At 63.9% G+C, this 18546-nt stretch carries 13 protein-coding genes and 1 pseudogene; 8 read left to right on the top strand and 6 right to left on the bottom strand.

All coding sequences use genetic code 11. From position 1 onward, the window contains the following. The first annotated feature begins 35 nt into the window (after positions 1–35). Together B2246_RS14015 and B2246_RS14010 are read left to right on the top strand one after the other, a co-directional pair. Positions 36–947 carry a LysR family transcriptional regulator gene (locus tag B2246_RS14015; RefSeq protein WP_035884076.1) on the top strand — a complete coding sequence of 304 codons (912 nt, stop codon included), beginning with the start codon at positions 36–38 and terminating at the stop codon, positions 945–947. A gap of 164 nt (positions 948–1111) precedes the next feature. Next, positions 1112–2653 (top strand): MDR family MFS transporter, encoded by a 1542-nt coding sequence (locus B2246_RS14010; protein ID WP_286882323.1) that lies wholly within the window; start codon positions 1112–1114, stop codon positions 2651–2653. 5 nt (positions 2654–2658) lie between these two features. On the opposite strand, the gene B2246_RS14005 is transcribed toward B2246_RS14010, so the two are convergent. From B2246_RS14005 to B2246_RS13985, 5 genes are all read right to left on the bottom strand, one after another. Then, complete coding sequence (locus B2246_RS14005; protein WP_286882322.1) at positions 2659–3585, bottom strand: oxygenase MpaB family protein; 927 nt, start codon at positions 3583–3585, stop codon at positions 2659–2661. Between the two features lie 49 nt (positions 3586–3634). Beyond that, on the bottom strand, positions 3635–4672 hold the full coding sequence (locus B2246_RS14000) for a cytochrome d ubiquinol oxidase subunit II (protein ID WP_286882320.1): 1038 nt from the start codon (positions 4670–4672) through the stop codon (positions 3635–3637). Beyond that, entirely contained in the window at positions 4669–6030 is a 1362-nt protein-coding gene (locus B2246_RS13995) for a cytochrome ubiquinol oxidase subunit I (RefSeq protein WP_017511167.1), read from the bottom strand. The genes B2246_RS14000 and B2246_RS13995 overlap by 4 nt, the downstream gene beginning before the upstream one ends. A 3-nt stretch (positions 6031–6033) precedes the next feature. Next, complete coding sequence (locus B2246_RS13990) at positions 6034–6678, bottom strand: GbsR/MarR family transcriptional regulator (RefSeq protein WP_008652475.1); 645 nt, start codon at positions 6676–6678, stop codon at positions 6034–6036. A 693-nt stretch (positions 6679–7371) separates the two neighbouring features. Next, positions 7372–9792 carry an AAA family ATPase gene (locus B2246_RS13985; protein ID WP_035884071.1) on the bottom strand — a complete coding sequence of 807 codons (2421 nt, stop codon included), beginning with the start codon at positions 9790–9792 and terminating at the stop codon, positions 7372–7374. Between the two features lie 212 nt (positions 9793–10004). Here B2246_RS13985 and B2246_RS13980 point away from each other — a divergent pair, with 212 nt between their 5' ends. Further along, positions 10005–10955 (top strand): toll/interleukin-1 receptor domain-containing protein, encoded by a 951-nt coding sequence (locus tag B2246_RS13980; protein ID WP_035884069.1) that lies wholly within the window; start codon positions 10005–10007, stop codon positions 10953–10955. 21 nt (positions 10956–10976) lie between these two features. Here the strand turns inward: B2246_RS13980 and B2246_RS13975 are convergent, their stop codons facing one another. Next, entirely contained in the window at positions 10977–11651 is a 675-nt protein-coding gene (locus tag B2246_RS13975) for a hypothetical protein (protein ID WP_035884068.1), read from the bottom strand. 177 nt (positions 11652–11828) lie between these two features. Here B2246_RS13975 and B2246_RS13970 point away from each other — a divergent pair, with 177 nt between their 5' ends. The 5 genes and pseudogenes from B2246_RS13970 to B2246_RS29170 all read left to right on the top strand — a co-directional run. After that, positions 11829–14003, top strand: coding sequence for a phage integrase family protein (locus tag B2246_RS13970; protein ID WP_286962655.1), 2175 nt, complete (start codon positions 11829–11831; stop codon positions 14001–14003). Between the two features lie 465 nt (positions 14004–14468). After that, a complete protein-coding gene (locus B2246_RS13965; protein ID WP_286882318.1) occupies positions 14469–14981 on the top strand; it encodes a hypothetical protein in 513 nt (170 codons plus the stop codon). A gap of 70 nt (positions 14982–15051) precedes the next feature. Next, positions 15052–17169: a Mu transposase C-terminal domain-containing protein gene (locus B2246_RS13960; protein ID WP_286882317.1), complete on the top strand. Its 2118-nt coding sequence runs from the start codon at positions 15052–15054 to the stop codon at positions 17167–17169. Next, a complete protein-coding gene (locus B2246_RS13955; protein WP_286882316.1) occupies positions 17159–18085 on the top strand; it encodes a TniB family NTP-binding protein in 927 nt (308 codons plus the stop codon). Before B2246_RS13960 ends, B2246_RS13955 begins: the two co-directional genes overlap by 11 nt. Continuing rightward, a pseudogene (locus B2246_RS29170) lies at positions 17991–18422 on the top strand (TniQ family protein); the annotation flags it as partial. The gene B2246_RS13955 and the pseudogene B2246_RS29170, both read left to right, overlap by 95 nt. Between the last annotated feature and the right edge of the window lie 124 nt (positions 18423–18546).

Raw genomic sequence — 18546 nt, 5'->3', positions numbered from 1 at the left:
GGAAATTCGCAATCCATACATGAGACATTCGCCGCATGGATGACCTGCGCCGTATCGACCTGAACCTGTTGCTGACATTGCACGCCTTGCTGACCGAGCAGCATGTGACGCGTGCCGCCGTGCGGCTGCACAAGAGTCAGCCGGCCGTCAGCCACGCGCTGGCCCAGTTGCGCGATATCTTCGACGACCCGCTGCTGGTGCGTCGCGAAAACGGCCTGACGCTCACCGCACGCGCGCGCGATTTGCTGGGCCCGCTGGACGATGCACTGGGTCAATTGAACGGACTGGTGGGCGAATCCACGTTCGACGCCGCCCATGCGCGCCGCTGCTTCCGGCTGGCCTTGTCCGACTATGGCGCGCGCAGCGTGTTGCCCGCGCTGATGCGGCGGCTGCGCCGCGAGGCGCCCGGCATCGACCTCGCCGTGATCCAGGCTGGCCGCGAGGCGATGCTCGCGCAGCTTGCCGATGGGGAGACCGATCTGGCGATCGGTGTCTTTCCACGGCTGCCCAGCGATATCGAGGTGGCTACGCTGTTCGAAGACCACTACACGAGCGTGGCGGACCGGACCACGCTGCCTCGGCGGGGGCCGCTATCGGCGGAGGACTGGTTGGCGCGGCCGCATGTGCTGGTGGCGATGCGTCCCGACGCGCCCAGTGAGATCGATCTCGCCCTGGCCGAGGCTGGCATGCAGCGGCATGTGGCCCTGGTGCTGCCCCATTGGGGCGCTGCGCTCGATCTCGTGCCCGGCACCGACCTGATCCTGACCGTCGCGACCCGCGCGGTTGCCGCGGCGCCAAATCGCGCGCTGCGGGCGTTCGCGCCGCCGATCGCGTTGGCGCCGGTGCCGTTCCAGCAGGCCTGGCACGCGCGGCGCAGGGCCGATCCCGCGCATCGCTGGCTGCGCCAGACGGTGTGGGAGTGCAGCCAGCAGCCCGAGGGCACCTAGCCGCGCGGTTTCGATGTGGTGGCGGGTGATGGGGCGAGCACGCGCCACCGGGCTGAAAGCAAGCCGACAAGCACGGTTTGAAGCGCTCGCATAAAATGGCGGCTCTTCTTGACCAACAAGAGCAGGCAGGCCGTCCGGCCAATGCCTGCCGTGCAGGCTCCTCCATGTCCGCTCCACAAGCGCCCTCCGCCCCGCATTCCCCCCCAGACGTGCCCGTGATGCAGGTCATCTTCGGCCTGATGCTGGCCATCATGCTGGGTGCCCTCGAACAATCGATCGTGGCCGTGGTCCTGCCCGAGATCGCCTTGCAGCTCAACGGTTTCGAGGACATGGCGTGGGTGATCTCCGCCTATCTGGTGGCGTCCACCGTGGTCACGCCGATCTACGGCAAGCTGTCCGACGTGCTCGGGCGCCGCTCCGTGCTGACGTTCTCGATCGTGCTGTTCGTGCTGGCGTCGATCGCCTGCGCGATGGCCACGACGATGCCGATGCTGATCGTCGCGCGCATTCTGCAGGGCCTTGGCGGTGGCGGCCTGATCTCGGTATCGCAGGCAACGATCGCCGACGTGGTGCCGCTGCGTGAACGCGGCAAGTACCAGGGCTACGTCAGCGGCGTCTGGGCCGTGGCCAGCATGGCCGGGCCCGTGATTGGCGGCTACCTTGCGCATTTCCTCTCATGGCGCTGGATTTTCTGGATCAACATTCCGCTGGGGCTGATCGCGCTGGTCGTGGTGCGCCGGGCGCTGCGGCATCTGCCGGTCAGCGGACGCAAGCATCGCATCGACTACCTCGGCGCGCTGCTGTTTGGCGGCGGCCTGTCTGGCGTGCTGGTGTTCCTGACGCGGATGGGGCAAGGCCACTCGCCGATGGAGCCGCAGACGATCGGTCTGCTGGCTGCCGGGGTGATCGGTCTGGTGCTATTCGTCTGGCAGGAGCGGCGTGCCATCGACCCGGTGATTCCGCTGAAGATGCTCGCCGTGCCGACCGTCGCGATCTGCTGCCTGACGCTGTTCCTGTGCTTCTTCCAGTTGATCGCGATGTCGGTGCTGCTGCCGCTGCGCTTCCAGGTCGTGGGTGGCGCGGGGGCCGACACCGCCGCGCTGCGGCTGGTGCCGCTGACGCTGGCCATTCCGTTCGGCGCCTATGCGTCGGGCCGGCTGATGTCGTGGAGCGGGCGTTACAAGCCGCTGCAACTGACTGGCTGTCTGGTGGCGCCGATTGCCATCGTCGGGCTGGCCTTTGTGCCGCCGCAGGCGGTGGTGCCGGCCGCGCTGGTGATGATCGTCCTGGGCCTGTCAATCGGCCTGCAACTGCCGAGCGGGCTGGTGGCCACGCAGAACTCGGTGCCACCGCAGCAGGTTGGCATCGCCACCGCGCTGACCGCGTTCTCGCGCCTGCTTGGCGGCGCGGTGGGCGTGGCGGTGCTGACCACGGTGCTGATCGCGCTGCTACGCCATAGCGGCATGGCGGTCAGTGACCTGCATGGTGGCGAGGATGTGCTGATGAGCATGTTCCGACGGGCCATGGATGCGGGGGATCAGGGCGACGCTGCCACGGTGCGCGAGGCGGCGGAGCATGCGTTCCGCCTGCTGTTCCTGATGAGCGCGGGCGTGTCGTTGATCGCGCCGTTCTTCGTCATGCGGCTCAAGGAGAAGACGCTGCGCGGCAGCCCGGCCGGGGCGGCATCGGCAGCCGCCGCGGAATAACGCCGTCAGCCCGTGCTGGCCACGCGTCGCCGCGCGCGCGCCGCCAGCCCTGGGCCAAGCGCCCAGCGCAACGTGGGCGCCAGCGCGCGCATTCCGGTCAATGCCAGCGAGCGGCGCAGCGATGGCCGGTGCAGGCCGAGCATCTGGCGCGCCCAGGGCGGCAGCAGCGCCACACCCGCATCGGCCATGGTCCGTACCGCCGGTATCAGCAGCGGATTGGCCACCGGCATCGTCATTACCAGTTGAACGACTTCGCGGGTGCGCTCGCTATTGACCAGCAGCGGCCGCTGCGCCTCCAGATATGCGTCGATCTCCGCGCGGGAACGCGGCACGTCCGGCGCGCCAAGCAGCGCGGCGACCCTGGCTTCCTCCTCGAAGTAACGATCCTGCTCGGCTGCGGAGAGCGGCCCGACATAGCGCAGGTATCCCGTCAGAAAGCTCGACACTTCGGCCACGTGTACCCACGTCAGCAGCGCCGGGTCGTCGGCGGCGTAGGGCTGGCCATCGGGCGCGGTGCCCTTGATGCAGGCATGGATGCGGCGCACGCGCTCGATCAGCGCCATGGCGTCGGCATGGCTGCCATACGTGGTGCCCGCGATGAACTGCGCCGTTCGCCCGAGCCGGCCCTGCATGTCGGTGCGAAACGTGGAGTGGTCCCAGACGCCCGCCAATGCCAGCGGATGGAGCGCCTGCAGCAGCAGCGCGCTGACACCCCCGGCCAGCATCGCCGGGAAATCGGAATGGACGCGCCAGCAGACCGCGTCCGGCCCGAACAGGCCGGGGTCTCCGGGTGGGTTGTCGTAGTCGAGCGTCAGCCCGGAATTGCTGCGCGTCAGGGCGCGGACCTGCGCGCCGGCCTGGTTGCGCAGACGCTGCAACGGGCCGGCGGAAGGTGTGGACGGGGCGGACGAACGGGGGAGTCCTGGCGGCATTGCGGCATGGGCGCCTCCTCGACGCCAGAAAGCCACGGGTTCGATGGGGTCAGTCGTAACGCAGGTCCGTGGCCTTGCCCCAGAATACACGGTACGCGTAGGCCGTGTAACCCAGGATCGTGGGCAGCACAATCGCCGCGCCGATCAGGATCACCATCAGCGATTCCGGCGCGCTGGCCGCCTGCCAGATGTCGATGCGATCGACCACGAGGTACGGGAACAGGCTGTAGGCCAGGCCGTTGAACGCCAGCAGGAAGATCACGGCGGTGCCCACGAACGGCACCCAGCACCAGCGGTCGTTGCCGTTCGCGTGCAGCTCACGCATCCGGCGCAACAGTCGCTCGATGACCACGAACAGCACCATCGTCAGCAGCGGAATCGGCGCCAACAGGATGATGTTCGGCAGGGAGAACCACTTCTCGAAGATGCGCTCGCTGACCATCGGCGTGACGATCGAGATGGCGGCCACGCCAATCGCGGTGAGCCACAGGCTGCGGCGCGCCCAGTAGATCGCGCGCAACTGCAGGTTGCCCGTGGTCTTCATGATCAGCCAGCTTGCGCCCAGCAGGCAGTAGCCGGCCACCAGACACAGGCCCACGGCCACGGCGAACAGCAGGTTGGGCAGGTCGTAGCGGAAGCCGGTGATGTACAGGCCGAGCATCAGACCCTGCGAGAAGCTGGCCAGCAGCGAGCCGGCGTAGAACGCGAAGTTCCACCAGGGCTTGTGCGGGTCTCGTGCCTTGACGCGGAAGTCGAATGCCACGCCACGGATGATCAGGCCGGCCAGCATCAGCGCCACGGGCAGGTACAGCTGCGTCAGGATGACGCCGTGCGCCATTGGAAACGCGGTCAGCAGCAGGCCCACGCCGAGCACGAGCCACGTTTCGTTGGCGTCCCAGAACGGCCCGATCGAGGCGATCATGGTGTCCTTGTCGGCGTCGTCGGCGCGCCGCAGCAGCACGCCCACGCCAAGATCGTAGCCGTCAAGGATCACGTAGATCAGCATCGACAAGCCCATCAACGCCAGGAACACCAGCGGCATCCAGCCGGCCGGCTGGGAGAGATCGTGCATCGTGGCCGGGTTCATTGCGCGCTCCTGAGCTGACCTGGGATAACGGATTGGGAGGAATCGCCCTTTGACTTGCCGGCCTTGCGCGCCAGGTGGAATACCACCGAGATATAGGCAACGATCAGTACGGCATAGAGCGTCAGGTACATGGCAAGCGTGCTGCCGATCATCGTCGCGGGCACCTTGGAGGCAGCCTGCGCCGTGGTCAGCACGCCGTACACCAGATACGGCTGGCGGCCGATCTCGGTGACGTACCAGCCGGCGACCAGTGCGACCCAGCCGGAGAACGTCATCACCACCAGCAGCCGCGCCATCCACGGCGCGGGTGCGCCGCGCTTGCGGAACTGCCACGCAGCGACCCACGAGGCTGCGAGCATCAGCAGGCCAACGCCAACCATGATGCGGAACGCGAAGAACAGCGGGGCTACGGGCGGGTGGCGATCGGCAAATGCGTCGATGCCCTTGATTTCGCCGTCGATCTTGTGGGTCAGGTAGATCGATGCCAGCTTCGGAATCGCGATCTCGAAATCGTTCGACTGCGTCGTGGCGTTGGGCAGGCCGAACAGCACAGCCGGCGCGCCCTTCTCGGTCTTCCAGATACCTTCCATTGCCGCGATCTTGGCCGGCTGGTGATGCAGCGTGTTCAGGCCGTGCAGGTCACCGGCCACGATCTGCAGCGGAATCAGGATTGCCGCCAGCACCACGCCCGTACGCATCGAATGCAGGACTTCGCGGCTGCGATCGTTGCGCAGCCAGCGGTATGCGGAAATGCCGGCCACCAGGAAGGCAACGGTAAGACCGGAAGCCAGCAGCATGTGGACCAGACGGTAGGGGAAGGACGGGTTGAAGATGACCTCGATCCAGCTTGTCACATGCGCGCGGCCGTCGATCATCTCGAAGCCGGCCGGGGTTTGCATCCACGAGTTCAGTGCCAGGATCCAGAACGCCGACAGCGTGGTGCCACCTGCCACCAGCAGCGTGGCGATGGTGTGCATCCGGTTGCTGACGCGGCGCATCCCGAACAGCATGATGCCCAGGAAGGTGGCTTCCAGGAAGAACGCGGTCAGGACTTCATAGGCCAGCAGCGGGCCCGCGATATTGCCGACGGTCTCCATGTATCCCGGCCAATTGGTGCCGAACTGGAAGCTCATCGTGATGCCGCTGACCACGCCCAGCGCGAATGTCAGCGCGAAAATCTTCACCCAGACGCGATACGCGTCCATCCAGCTTTCGTCGCCGGTCTTGTTGTAGCGCAGCTTGAAGAACAGCAGAACCCACGCCAGAGAGATGCTGATGGTGGGGAAGAGGATATGGAACGTGATATTCGCGGCGAACTGGATGCGGGCCAGTATCACCGGATCGACACTTGCAAACACGAATTACTCCTTGCGGGAACGGGCGGACTTCGCGGGGGCCTTGGCGGCTTCCCGGGGGGCTGGCTTGCTCGATGCCTTGCTGGATGCCTTGTCTCCGCCGATACCGATGGCGGAGGTCAGGCGGTCCTTCACGTCGAGCAGCTTGGTGACGCGCGAGCCCAGGCGCATCAGCTTTTCCAGCGTGGCGACGTCAAGCTTCTGCGTGTCGCCGAACCACGTGGTGACCAGGAAAATCAGCCCGTACATCTCCTTCATGCGCGCCTGCGCGTGGAGATCCTCGGGTGATGTCGGCGTTTCGAGCTGCACTTCGCGCAGCATCGACAACGTGGGATCGATCTCGCGCCGGCGGCGTTGCTCGGCCAGCGTGCGGAAGATGGCCCAGACGTCGTCGGGCGCGGAGAAGTACTCGCGCCGGTCGCCGGGCTGGTGGGACAGGCGCACCAGATTCCAGGATTCCAGTTCCTTCAGACCGATGCTGACATTCGAGCGCGAAAACCCAAGAGATTCGGCGATTTCGTCGGCGTTGAGGGGGCGCGAGGCCGTGAAGAGCAGGGCGTAAATCTGACCAACCGTTCGGTTAATCCCCCAGCGACTGCCCATCTCCCCGAAGTGGAGAACAAAGCGCTGGATCAGGGGCGAGAGTTGCATGTTCGTTTCGAACTTTCAGAATTTTGTGAAAGTTTAGTACGAAACGCCTGATCGTGCTCAAAGAAGTTTGCGCGGCGCTTTGCCGCAGGGGGTCAATCGGCCTGTCACGTCTCATAGTTTGTGGGTTCTGTCTCACAGTTTGTGGGTTGAATTCTCAAAGTTAATGGGTACACTGGACGACTCGGATCCGGCCATGGAGGCCGATTTCGGGGCGGCGGGACCTCCGTGGGATTTGTCGAATGGTGTTCTTCTGCTGGCGCTCGCACAGGGAATGCTCCCGTGTCGTCGATGCGATGGCCGAAGCGACGCACGCCGCGGCAGCAAGACGGTTCTCGTACGAACGCCGGTCGTTGCTCGAGTGTGGCGGCGATGTCAAGGCGACGCTTTACGCCGCGTTGCGCAGAACGGCCCTTGCGGCCAGCGCATCCGCTATAGGCTCTGGAATTGCGAGCAATGGTGGGCTAAGTCACCGGTTGGCGTAGCCGTAAGCGATTGGTGCGCGGTGTTCAGTGCACCGTCGAGTCCTGAGGCAGATCGTATTCTCGGCTTGTGTTCGGTGCGGAGACCTGCGTGGGCCGCTGCGTGGCTCTCGTGCCGAAGCGCCGCCAATATTTTCCGCTGCACGTCGCGACTCGAACGTGCATGCGTATCCGGAGTTGATCGATTACGACTCAAGCTCCGGACGAAGACCGCTCAGGCTTGTGCAAAGGGATCCGATCTTTCGATGCTGAGCAGAAAGTGATCAAACTGTTGGCGATCGTTGTCGCGAATCTTCTTCAGCACAAACTTTGCGAGGGACGCAATCTCCGTGCAATCGATTGGCTGCGTGCTCCGATCGATGAATTCGCCCAGATGCGAAAACTCATTGATGAGTCGCTGGACGAAGGCCTCCGTATTGGAGCCGTCACCAAAAAATAGTCTGACGCGCTCATCATGATCGGCGCGGTCGTTCCGGGCAGAGGGATACTTGAAGAAGAGAAAGGCCTCGAGAAACTTCCGTAGATTGTTGCCGAAATTGTAGAAGCTATGGAACTGGTCCGTGGCATTGGCATCATCTGCGCAGCAAAAAATCTCACCGAACAAATAGTTCAGCTCAGTCACGTAGTTGCGCAAGTAATGCGGCATCAGCCCGATTGCGCTGGATGAGTCCTTGCGCGTGATAAGGAAGCTCTCATTGTCCTTCCCGGGCTTCGTTAGCCGCTTCAAGTACTTCAGAAATTCGAGATTGTGAGTAGAGATGAACAGCTGCTCATACCGATAGGTCGGCTTGGCGTTGGCGTCCTTGATGACATTGCCATCGTTGTCTTCGAGCGGCTTTGCGAGGTACGTCTCGATCAAGCTGAAAACGAAGAAGATATGGTTGCTGTCCAGGCTCGAGATCGGGTCGTCGATATAGACGATTAGTTTCTTACCCTCGGTGTCGACATCCTTGAGCTTGGCAAGAAAGTAGCAGAACGCCACCAAGCTGCATTCCCCCTCACTGAGGTTGTACGCTGCGTGCTCCCCGCGCATGATTTGGAACCGATACGTGGTCGAGCCTTCCGCTTCCAAGGCCGACAACCGCAAGCCACCATGTCCAAGAAAGTGGCCAAGATATCGGTTGACCTGCTCGGCGCCCCGGCGCTCATCGCGAAGCTGGGTTTTCAGATGAGCGATCTTTTCACTGCGTTGCTTGCCCTCTGTTTCGATTGCATCACGCTCGGCCTTGGCAGTGCTCGCATCGGCCGACAGCCCACGGATTCGATCTTCCTCCGCTGCGAGGCCAATATCCGCCACGAACTGCGCAATCTCACCTAGACGAAGTTCAGTGCGCGCAGCTGCCTGTGTGTCTGCCAACGATGCGGTTGCCTGATTGTTCAGGTCGATCAGCACGTTGATGGCCGCGATGGCTTCCACAATCGACGGTGACGGATCCAAGGCGTCGTGAGGCAGTCGCTCGACAAAGATATTGTCGCGGCGCGCGGTCAGCTCGGTCTCTAGTGCGTGCAGGCTGGCTCGGTAGCGATCAAGGAGTTCCTGCAACGTGCGCGCCAGCTCGTCAAAGCGCGCCCGATGCGATGCGTAAAAGGCTTTGGGGCTGATTAGAAGCAGGGCGTCGATGCGACCGCGCTCTTTCCAAATCTCGCCTAACACCGCGGTGATTTGACTGTCGAGGTCGGCCGATTCCTGATTAAAGTGGCCGCCCAACGTATCCCACAACGCTGCCGGCAGAGGTGTGCCACAGAATCCGCACGTCGTTCGCGTATCGCGGTGGAGGCCGATACCGGCTTTCACCCAACTTTGCAGGACGGCATTGTTCAGCAGTTCCTGGAGCGGCGCGCTTGGCTGGATCTTCTTGGTGATCAACTTGTTGGTCGTGGCACCGAGCGCCGCGAGCGATGGATTGAACGACGGTAAGAGCCGGACGTCGGGCAGCGGAGCTTCGCCGAGTAGCGCGATCAGGGCTTTCTTGTCCTCCTCGGCTAGGGGCGCAAGGCTGCCATCCTTCACGGATTTGATATCGAGCTTGAGCTTACGAATGTCGTACGTCGCGTCTCGGTACAGCGGGTTGTGCTTGATGCCAGTCGGGCGTCGATTGGCCTTGTCGACAAGCAACCGTTCGAGGCCCTCGGCCGCATCGCTAGCCAGCTTGTGCTTGTTAGCGTGCGCTACCTTCTTGACTTGAAAGTCGTGCCGCAGACCCGTCTGCGACTCGACGCTGCCCAGTTCCTTCTCCAAGGCGTCGATTTGCGCTTCGAGTTCCTTGTTTTGCTGGCCCAGCACGGCAAAGGGTGAAATGTGGCCGGTCTCATCTCGCAGAAACGCTAAGTGCTCATCGACGAAATCCTTGTTGTAGACGCGTACCGTGTGGGCATGGGTGGGAATATTGTGGTGAGACAGGACGCCACCAGACAGCGTCACCTGAAACGCCGGCCCAGCATAGCGAGGCGATATCGAGCCAGTCTCTAGGGCGCGGACGATACGCGAGAGCGTGGTCTTGCCAGAATAGTTGCGACCGTACAGGACGTTGAGCTTCTTGAATTTGGCAACGTTGTTGCCCGGATCCCTGACTGCTTTGTTCCAAACGAAATTGGCATAGCACCCGAAATTCTCGATGTCGATCTTCTCGATCATGTAATAGACCCCTCCGATTGTATGAACGCATACCTTTCCTCACCCCGCCTCCCGACCGTGATCTGGGGCGGATCATCGCAGTCTCTGGTACGCGGCTTCGACTCACTTCGCCGCAGCGCCCAAAGCGCTGGAAAGGCTCCGACAGCAGTGGCGGCGCGCCGGTGCATGCAAGGATTGGCTAGAATGCGAAATCCCTGGTCATCGGAGCCGCCATGACGCGCGCGTTTGTGTCCTATAGTCACGCAGACGAATCCTACCGTGCCGAACTCGAAAAACACCTCTCCCTCCTACGTAAGCAGGGGCTGATTGACCTTTGGCACGACCATCGGATTCCGGCCGGAGGGGAGATCGACCGCCATGTCAGTGCCGAACTGGAGGGCGCCGACCTGATCCTCATGCTGGTCAGCGCCGACTTTATGGCCTCGGATTACTGCTATGGCATCGAGATGACCCGCGCCTTGGCACGGCACGCGGCGGGCACCGCCATCGTAGTTCCTCTGATTGTGCGGCCCTGCGACTGGCACTCAGCGCCGTTTGGCCGTCTCAAGGCGCTGCCACAGGACGGCAAGCCGATCAGTAAGTGGCCCTCCCACGATGATGCATTTGTGGACATTGTGCAGTCGCTGCGACAACTGGTGGCGCCGCGACGCGAGAGCCTGAGCGGGGCGACGGCACCGCTCGCCCAAGCGACGCCGGCCAGCACACCGGTGGCGGCTGCGCGGCCGCGTTCAAGCACGCTTGCGCTACGCAAGCAGTTCAGCGACATCGACCGGGATCGGTTCCTCGAGGAGGGGTTCGCCTACATCCGCGCCTTTTTTGAGAACTCGATGGAAGAGTTGGCGCCGCGCAATCCGGGCTACGAGGCGCGTTTCCGGCCGATTTCCAACGAGGGCTTTACCGGCGCCCTCTATCGGGACGGCAAGAAGGTGGCGGGATGTTACGTTCGCATCAGTCGGCTCTATGGCGGGCGCGCGCAGATTGGCTACTCCGGCAATGACAATGCCCAGGACAATGGCTACAACGAGATGCTGCATGTCGAGGCGGATGATCAGGCGATGTACTTTCGCCAGCAAATGCAGCAATGGTCCGGCAACGACGCAAAGCTGACCCCCGAAGGCGCGGCGGAGGTGCTCTGGCAACTGTTCGTGGAGCGTCTCCGCTGACGCGGTGCGTGGCCCGCCGTACTAACGCGACTCGGGGTGGTAGACAAGGCCGTATGCGCCGAATAGTTCAGTATTCATCGCGGTGACGGCGGCGTTCCACGCATCGGGTTGTGACACGGTGCGAAGGGGCCACTGCAGCGTAGTGAGGTGTGGCGCTGGGGTAGTGCGAGACCAGCCGCGATTGCCGGTGACGAAGGGCAAGCGGTTTGCGTGCAGGAGGGTGGCCGTCAACCGATAGGATGGCGCCGTTTCGCCGGTGAGCCGCAGCGCCATTTCTACGAAGTCCTCGAAGGCGCCCGCATAGAAGTCATGCAAACAAGGTCCGGCCGGTTCGCGATGGCCGTCCGGGAAGGCCCACACGCCGGCGATACACGAGCCGTCGCGATGCATCTCGAGCGCCCATTGCGGATCGTCCCTTGCGTCTCGGCACGCCCAGCCGCGGAAGACCGGGCGGGCGGCCTGAGAGGAGTGGAAGCCATCCCACCAAGCTACCTGGCGGTTTGTCCCGTGGCTTAACGCCATCTTGATGGCCGAGTCGGCCAAGGGGGGCGCGGCGTCCTGGTTCTCGGGGCTCGCCTGCACAATTAGTGCGGGCTTATCGGCCAGTGCATAGCTGCTGGCGAATTCCGCCAGGCGCAGCAGCATGTCGGGCCGCCCGGCATAGGCGATCTGCAAGGCGGTGTCCTGCGTCAGCATGAGGGGAAACCTCCGGTCAGTGTGGATGTGTCTCGCACTATACCCGTTAAGGTTGAGGGCGACTCATGCATGCCGCCATGCCTGAGCGCGCAGGCTTCTGGGGGCGATTTGCGTTGACCCCTGAAATCCGCTGCAAGATAAGTCGTCTTATTTTCTATAGTGGAACGGCCGACGCCCATGGCCGACCGCCGCCTGCTCCCGCCTGACGACCCCGCCGACCCCGCTACGCCGTGCCTGATTCACGACTCCGGGGAGTGTGACGTGACGTCTGATCCTGATGCCTTCTGCCCGCTGCGCGCGCCGCGGCCACCCCATGCCTACGGCGTCACGCGGGCCCGCCTGCACCGCGGCCACTTCGCTTACCTGCGGGCGGTGGTCCAGGGGCTGTCACCCCGGGCCGCCTGGGAGCGCTATCTGCCCGACGCCGGGGCGTTTGAGGACACGCCGCACGTGCACCGCATGTCCGCATGGATACGCACGGAGCTGTCCGCCGCGGCAGCCCGGGGCGGGGATTTCGGCCAGGCGCGGCTGCTGCGGCTCGACCTCGCACCCCTCCCGGACGATCTGCCGTCACTGGAAGCGTTCATCGACCGCGAGGCGCTCGACGACCTCGCCGAAGCGGAGCAGCTCGCCGCCTATCAGGCCGCCTTTGATTCCGAGCTGGCGCGACAGCGGCGCCGTGCAACCCTGCTGCGGCGGCAGTTGGGCGCCATTTACGCACTGGAGGCACGGGTCGCGGTGCCCGTTGCCCTGCAGGATGGCGTGGAGGCGTGGTTCACCGATGCGATCGCGCAGCGTCTCCAGGCTGCCGGGCTGCCGACCCTCTATGCCCTGCGCGCCCGGATGGCGAGCCGCCAACGCTGGTGGGGCGCGATCCCCGGCATCGGACCGATCAAGGCGGGCGCCCTGGCGCAGTTCATGGCCGCGCATTTCGAGGCTGCCCAATTCGCGGACGCGCCGGCCTGGCCCGTGACCGCCCGGCAAGCGCCATCGGACACGCTGGACGGGAGCCTATCGGCTGGTGGGGTGTCGGCCCTGATGCCGATGGAGCGGCTGATTGTGCCCGACGATCTCACGGGACGGCAGGGCCGCTTTCGTGCGCCGCCCGGGCAGTGCCTGCTGGACGCCGATGACGACCGCGCGGCCATCCTGGCCTGGCTGGCTGCGCGGGGCCGGCCCCGCGGGCGTCGCCGCCCGCCACCGTCCGTCGCATCGGTCGTGCCGGCCGCGGATCTGCCGGCTCCGGATCTGCCGGCCCCTCCGGGCGCGCGACTCACGTGTACCCAACTGGCCTACCGCAAGGAAGCCGAGCGCTTCCTGCTGTGGGCCGTGGGCGAGCGGCGGCGCGCCCTGTCATCGATGACGGTGGAGGACTGTCTCGCCTATCGGGACTTCCTACTCGCCCCGCCCGCGGCGTGGTGCGGCCCGCGCGCACAGCCGCGCTGGAAAGCCAGCTGGCGCCCATTTGCCGGGCCGCTGTCGCTGCGTTCCTGTGCCTTCGCCGTCGGGGTGCTCGGTAACCTCTTCGCCTTCCTGGTGGACCAGGGCTATCTGATCGGCAACCCGTGGCGTGCGGTCGTGCCGCCGGCCGAGGGGCCGCGCGGGCCGGATCCGGGGCGCGGCCTGACGGCGTCACAATGGCAGGGCGTGCTGGCGGCACTGGCGAGACTGCCCGACACGCTGTCCTCGCGACGTCTGCAGTTCGCCTTGCCGTTCCTGCACGATACCGGTTTGCGCCTGGCCGAGTTGCTGGCGGCGACCACTGCCGACCTGTCGTGGGAGGCCCTGCCGCAACCGGGCAGGCCGCCACTGGAGGGATGGTGGCTCACCGTGCGGGGCAAGGGCGATCGCATCCGGCAAGTCCCGGTGTCGCCGGACTCGATGGCGAGACTCTCCGCGTATCTGCTGGCGCGTGGGCTACCGGCGGATCCGGGCGCGTCGCCCGCGGTCCCGCTGATCGGCGCGAATCCCTCGCCCGCGCGCGCGCGTGGCGCGGCGGCGGGGGACCCGACGCGGCACGTCGCGGCCAGCAGTTTCCACCGGCACATCCGGACCTTCTTCGCCCGCTGTGCGCAGGGGCTGCGCGTGAGCGATCCGGCGAGTGCCGCACGCCTGGGGCGGGCCACCACCCATTGGCTGCGCCACACGCACGTATGGCACGCGCTCGATGCCGGTGTGCCCGTCGAGATCGTCCAGCAGAACGTCGGCCATGTCTCACTGGACACAACGACCCGCTATGTGAAGACCGAGCGTGTGCGCAGGCTGCAAGCCATGCAGCAGCTTTGGCAGACCACTAGCAGGGCGGCTTCCGCCGCTGGCGTCGACCAGGCGTCTTCCCGCGCGAGCCCGTGAAGAGGCCGTGATCGATTTCTCACGGAAACGCATTGACGCCGGACGCCGTTCCGCCGCGCTGCGCTCGGCTACCAAATGGGTCGCTAAATCGCTACCAAATAGTGGCCTAATTTATATCGTGGCGAGTACCGCCACGTCAAAGCATCGCCCGACCGCAATTAATCCGGTGGGCGATTGGTTCGGGATTTGAAAGCCCGCGTATCGCCGACTAAGCTTAGCTTGGACGTTTCCGTTTTGGCGAACGGAAATGAAAAACCGCGTGCGGCAGTTGGCGCTGCGTCACGCGGTTCAGAATTCTGCGTACGACCAATGGGCCTACGCATGCCGGATGTTCGATTACTGGGCTATGCAACCCCAGTATTGAACAGGGGGCATGCCAGGTCAAGGACTTTGTCGTCCTGCAATTCACGAGGTGATTTAAAAAATACTTCGTGGGAGGCTGATATGCCCGCAGTTCTATCACGCATGGATCCGCTTGGCGGTTTTCGATGGACCCCTTCGGTCGCGCAGGGGGGGCGCCGTGGGGTGAGCTACTACGGTCGCTGGCCCTCGCCGACGCAGGGCCGCTCGATCCTGCTGCGCGCCAAGGAGTTGTTGCCGATTGTGAGTTTCCTGGAGGCTTGTGCCGTCTTGCAGCTCATTCAGGAGTTTCGCGAGCAACCGGGCGTTCTCACGCGGTTTGTTGGCGGAGAATCGGCTGAATACCGGCCGGATTTTATCTTTTCTCGCAATGGGACTTTCTATCTCGTTCTCGCGTCCGCGCGGTCGCGCGCGCGCGGCGCAACACTGGACGCAAATCTCATGGCCTATTGCGGAGCGGAGCGCTGCTATTTTCGCGTCCGCGGATTTTCGCCTACGAAGGTGTCCATCGCCCTATTGACTGCGCTGAGCCCTGCGCAACTCAAGCGGGGATTGCTAAGCGACACTCAACGCGGGATGGTTGTTACGCTCTTCGACGAATTGATTGGTGCCCCGTAAATGCCACCGACGTGAATCAGGGAGCGCCGATTTCTAGGGGCAGCTTATCTATCCATTCCGGGGGTGGAACATGAAGAACGCCGATCAGCTTGCGGGATCGAAAAAGGGGGCGCGCGCCGCCGGCGCCCCTCGCGCACAAGACAAGGCGGACACGGTGGCAATCACCTCAGATGGCCGGGTCCGGATCTTCCAGCGTGGTGGCAAGACCTATCAGGTTTGCGTGGCGCTCGACGCCCGGACGGTGATATGTCGCGACCTGCAAGACGGCAAGCTCGTTGAGTTCAGCACCGGAGAGATCGGCCTGGAGTCCGTCCCCATTGCGCCGGGGGCGACCGGCCAGCTTCGGGATGCGCCGGACTCCGTGCGAAAAGAGACCGCGCGAAGGCGCCATTATCTGCGCGAAGTCGCGAAACATGGCGCAACGAGCTTCCGCCGAGGCGACAGGTTGCGCGAAGCCATCGGTAAGGCGGCACAGCGACTCGGTGACCCCCAGCCACCGTCCGATTCTACGGTGGTGCGCTGGTGGCACGCCCTGCTACGTGACGGTTTCGCGGGGCTGATGTCGCATACGGATCTGCGGGGCGGAAAAGGCAAGCCCCGCCTCGCCGCGGGCCACATCGAAAAAATCTCCGGCGCCGTGGAGCAGTGCCTGCAGCGGCCGCGGCGCCCCATCGTAGAAATTCTGGATGAGGTCAATCAGCGGGTCGCGGCGGAAAATGCCTGGAAGCTTGGCCTGCCTGACCGGCCCATCACCCGGGCGACCTTGTACCGCTTTCTTCGGAAGCAACCGGCCATCGAGAGATTGCGGGCGAAGGTCGGAACAGCCGAGGCGCACCGGATGCTCAGTCTGTCCAAGGCAGACCCGAGCGAGGGGCCGTCGCGGCCGCTCCAGCGTGTCCAATCTGACCACGGTCAGCTCGATGTGATGCTCGTCGATGAGGTGACAGGAGAGCCGGTAGGCAGGCCATATTTTTCCGTCATGGTCTGTGTCGCCACGCGCATGGTCGTGGCGTGGGAGGTGTCACTGGCTTCCCCCAACGAACAAACCGTTCTCGCCCTCCTGCGGCAAGCGATGACCGGTCTTTCCGGAGGGGCCCAGGAACAGAAGCTCATCAATAACGGTGCAGGGGTCACTGACCGGCAGACCGACTCGCCAAACGCACCGCCGCGACGCTTGGCCCACGGCCAGATCGAAATGCTGCTGTTCGACCGCGCCAAAGAATTCGACTCCGCTGCGGTCCAGGCAGCATGTGCCGATCTGGATATCGTGGCCATGTTCTGTCCGGCCTATCGCCCCGACAGCAAGGGGCATGTTGAGCGATTCATCGGGACGGTCAATCGAAGCTTCATCAGCTCATTGCCTGGAACCACTTACGGGAGCCCCAAAGAGCGGCGCGGTTATGACGCGCAGGGCAATGCAACCCTGACTATCTCGGAGCTTCGCACGGTTCTTGGGAGGTGGATCGATACGGTCTATGCATTGACCCCTCACGATGGACTGAAAGGGGTGACGCCAGGAAATGCCTGGCAGCAATTCGCGGCGTCGCACTGTCTCGATTCGCTGCATAGCGATGAGGCGGTCTCGCGCGCATGCCGCCCGCGGGAGCGGCGGCATATCGGCAAAAGCGGCATCAAGCTGTTCGGCAATCAACGTTACGCCTCGGCAGAACTCGAGGCCTTGCGGTGTCACTTTGGCCTGCACTGCGAGGTCACGGTTCGCTTCGATCCGCTTGACCTTGGGCGAGTCTGGGTCATCCATCCGGAGACGCGACTCGAGCTCGCCGTGCCTAACGTCGATCCGACCTACGCCCGCGAGCTCACACTGCGCGAGCACGAGCTCCTGAGGAAGTGCCAACGCGCCAGCAATCATCACGCAAAGAATGCGGCGCAGTTGAGCAGCAACCGTGAGGCGGTCCGCCGAGAAGTCGAGAAGGCGCAGGCGGACCGGACGATGCGACGACGCAAGGCCGCCGCCATCGCCAGGGATGCCGGCCGTCGCGCCAGGCCATCGCCTCCAACGTCGGAAGGGACGTCCGTCCAGGACGGCGTGCCCGCGGTGCTTGGCGTCTTCCGTGTGCGACCACGCAAGGATCTGCCCGGCTTCGTTCTGGGCGGTAAGACGCGTCTTGGCGTGGCGATCCCGTTGACAAATGCCGATCCGTCAAATGGAGCAAGCCATGAAGAATGAGCTGCAAGGCCAGCAGGCCACGCGGGAGGTGTCGCAGTACATCATTGACTATCCCGCCTTCCATGCGCTGAGGGAGAAGATGGAGCGCATGCTCCGTTCGCCCGACCCGCGTGGTTTGCTGATTGTGGGCGACACGCGGGTGGGAAAGACAACCCTGGCGAAGTCCGTTCTCGATGTACACCCCAAGACCATCATCGACGGCACGCCGAGCGTTCCGGCTCTGTACATCGAAATTCCGACCATTCCGACCGAAAAATCCATTGCGCGCGCCCTCATGCTGCAACTCGACGTGACAACGAGCCGGGCGCTCAGCGAGCAGGAACTGATCAGCCGCTTTGCCCGAATCGCCGAGTACTGCCGGATCAAGCTGGTCATCATCGACGAGTTTCATCACTTCACCGAATCGTCGCAATATCCCAAGCTGCTCCGGTACGCGAATTCCGTTAAGAGCCTCATGAATCGAGCCGGCGTTTCCGTGGTGCTGATGGGACTCCCGAGCTCGCGCGCGATTCTTGATAAGAATCAGCAATTGCGCGGCCGCTTTTCATCGGTGCAGCACATCGGCGCCTTCGCGATGGAAGATACCGCGCAGTTCAATGATTTTCTGGACGTCCTGCGGGCCTTGGCGGACAAGCTCCCCTTTGAGAATGCGCAGGAACTTGCGGGCGAGCTGTACGGCCCGCGCATGTGGTATGCCACCCATGGCGCGCTCGGGTACGTCAAGAAATTGCTGATCGAGGCCGTCGAAACGAGCGACGCCGCCAACCGAAAGCTCAGCATGGCCCTGATGGAGAAGGCGTTTACGGCGGCGATCTGGCACGATGGGGTCGGGAAACTCAATCCGTTCAATCGCAACTTCAGCCACAATCTACTCGACGAAGTCGGACAGCCGTTCTGTCCGGACATGGCATTCTAAGATGGCACGGGGAGCGTTGGCTGGGAATGCCTGGGTTGCCGACGAGTGGACGATATCGCCGCTCAACCACTGGCCGTCTATGAATCCGACGCGTATGCCGACGGCGCTGGCATGCCGGACGCGCTTGGAGAACGAGAGCGCGCGTGGCTACGCGCTTCGCACAAGGAGCAGGCCGGTCACGACGGCAGCGGCAAAAGCAGCCGCCAGCAGACAGTCTGCGGTGCCGGAGTCCGATCGGCTGCGCCACCGTACGTGCTTTTGCCCGGCATGTTTTGAGGATGATCCCTTCTGGCATGACGAATGGGAACGCCGAGGTGTTTTGGCATGCCCGGTACACGGACTACGCCTCGTCACGCGATGTCCGATCTGCGGAAGCCCTTTGAAGTGGCACCGAGCGGACCTTTGGCATTGCTGCTGTGGATTTCCACTGTCACTGTGGCCACGTGAGCCTGCCAGTGATG

It is taken from the genome of Cupriavidus sp. UBA2010, assembly GCF_002335265.1.
Lineage (GTDB): Bacteria > Pseudomonadota > Gammaproteobacteria > Burkholderiales > Burkholderiaceae > Cupriavidus > Cupriavidus metallidurans.
Note: the sequence above shows the minus strand (reverse complement) of the source record. Positions and strands in the feature narration are given on the sequence as shown.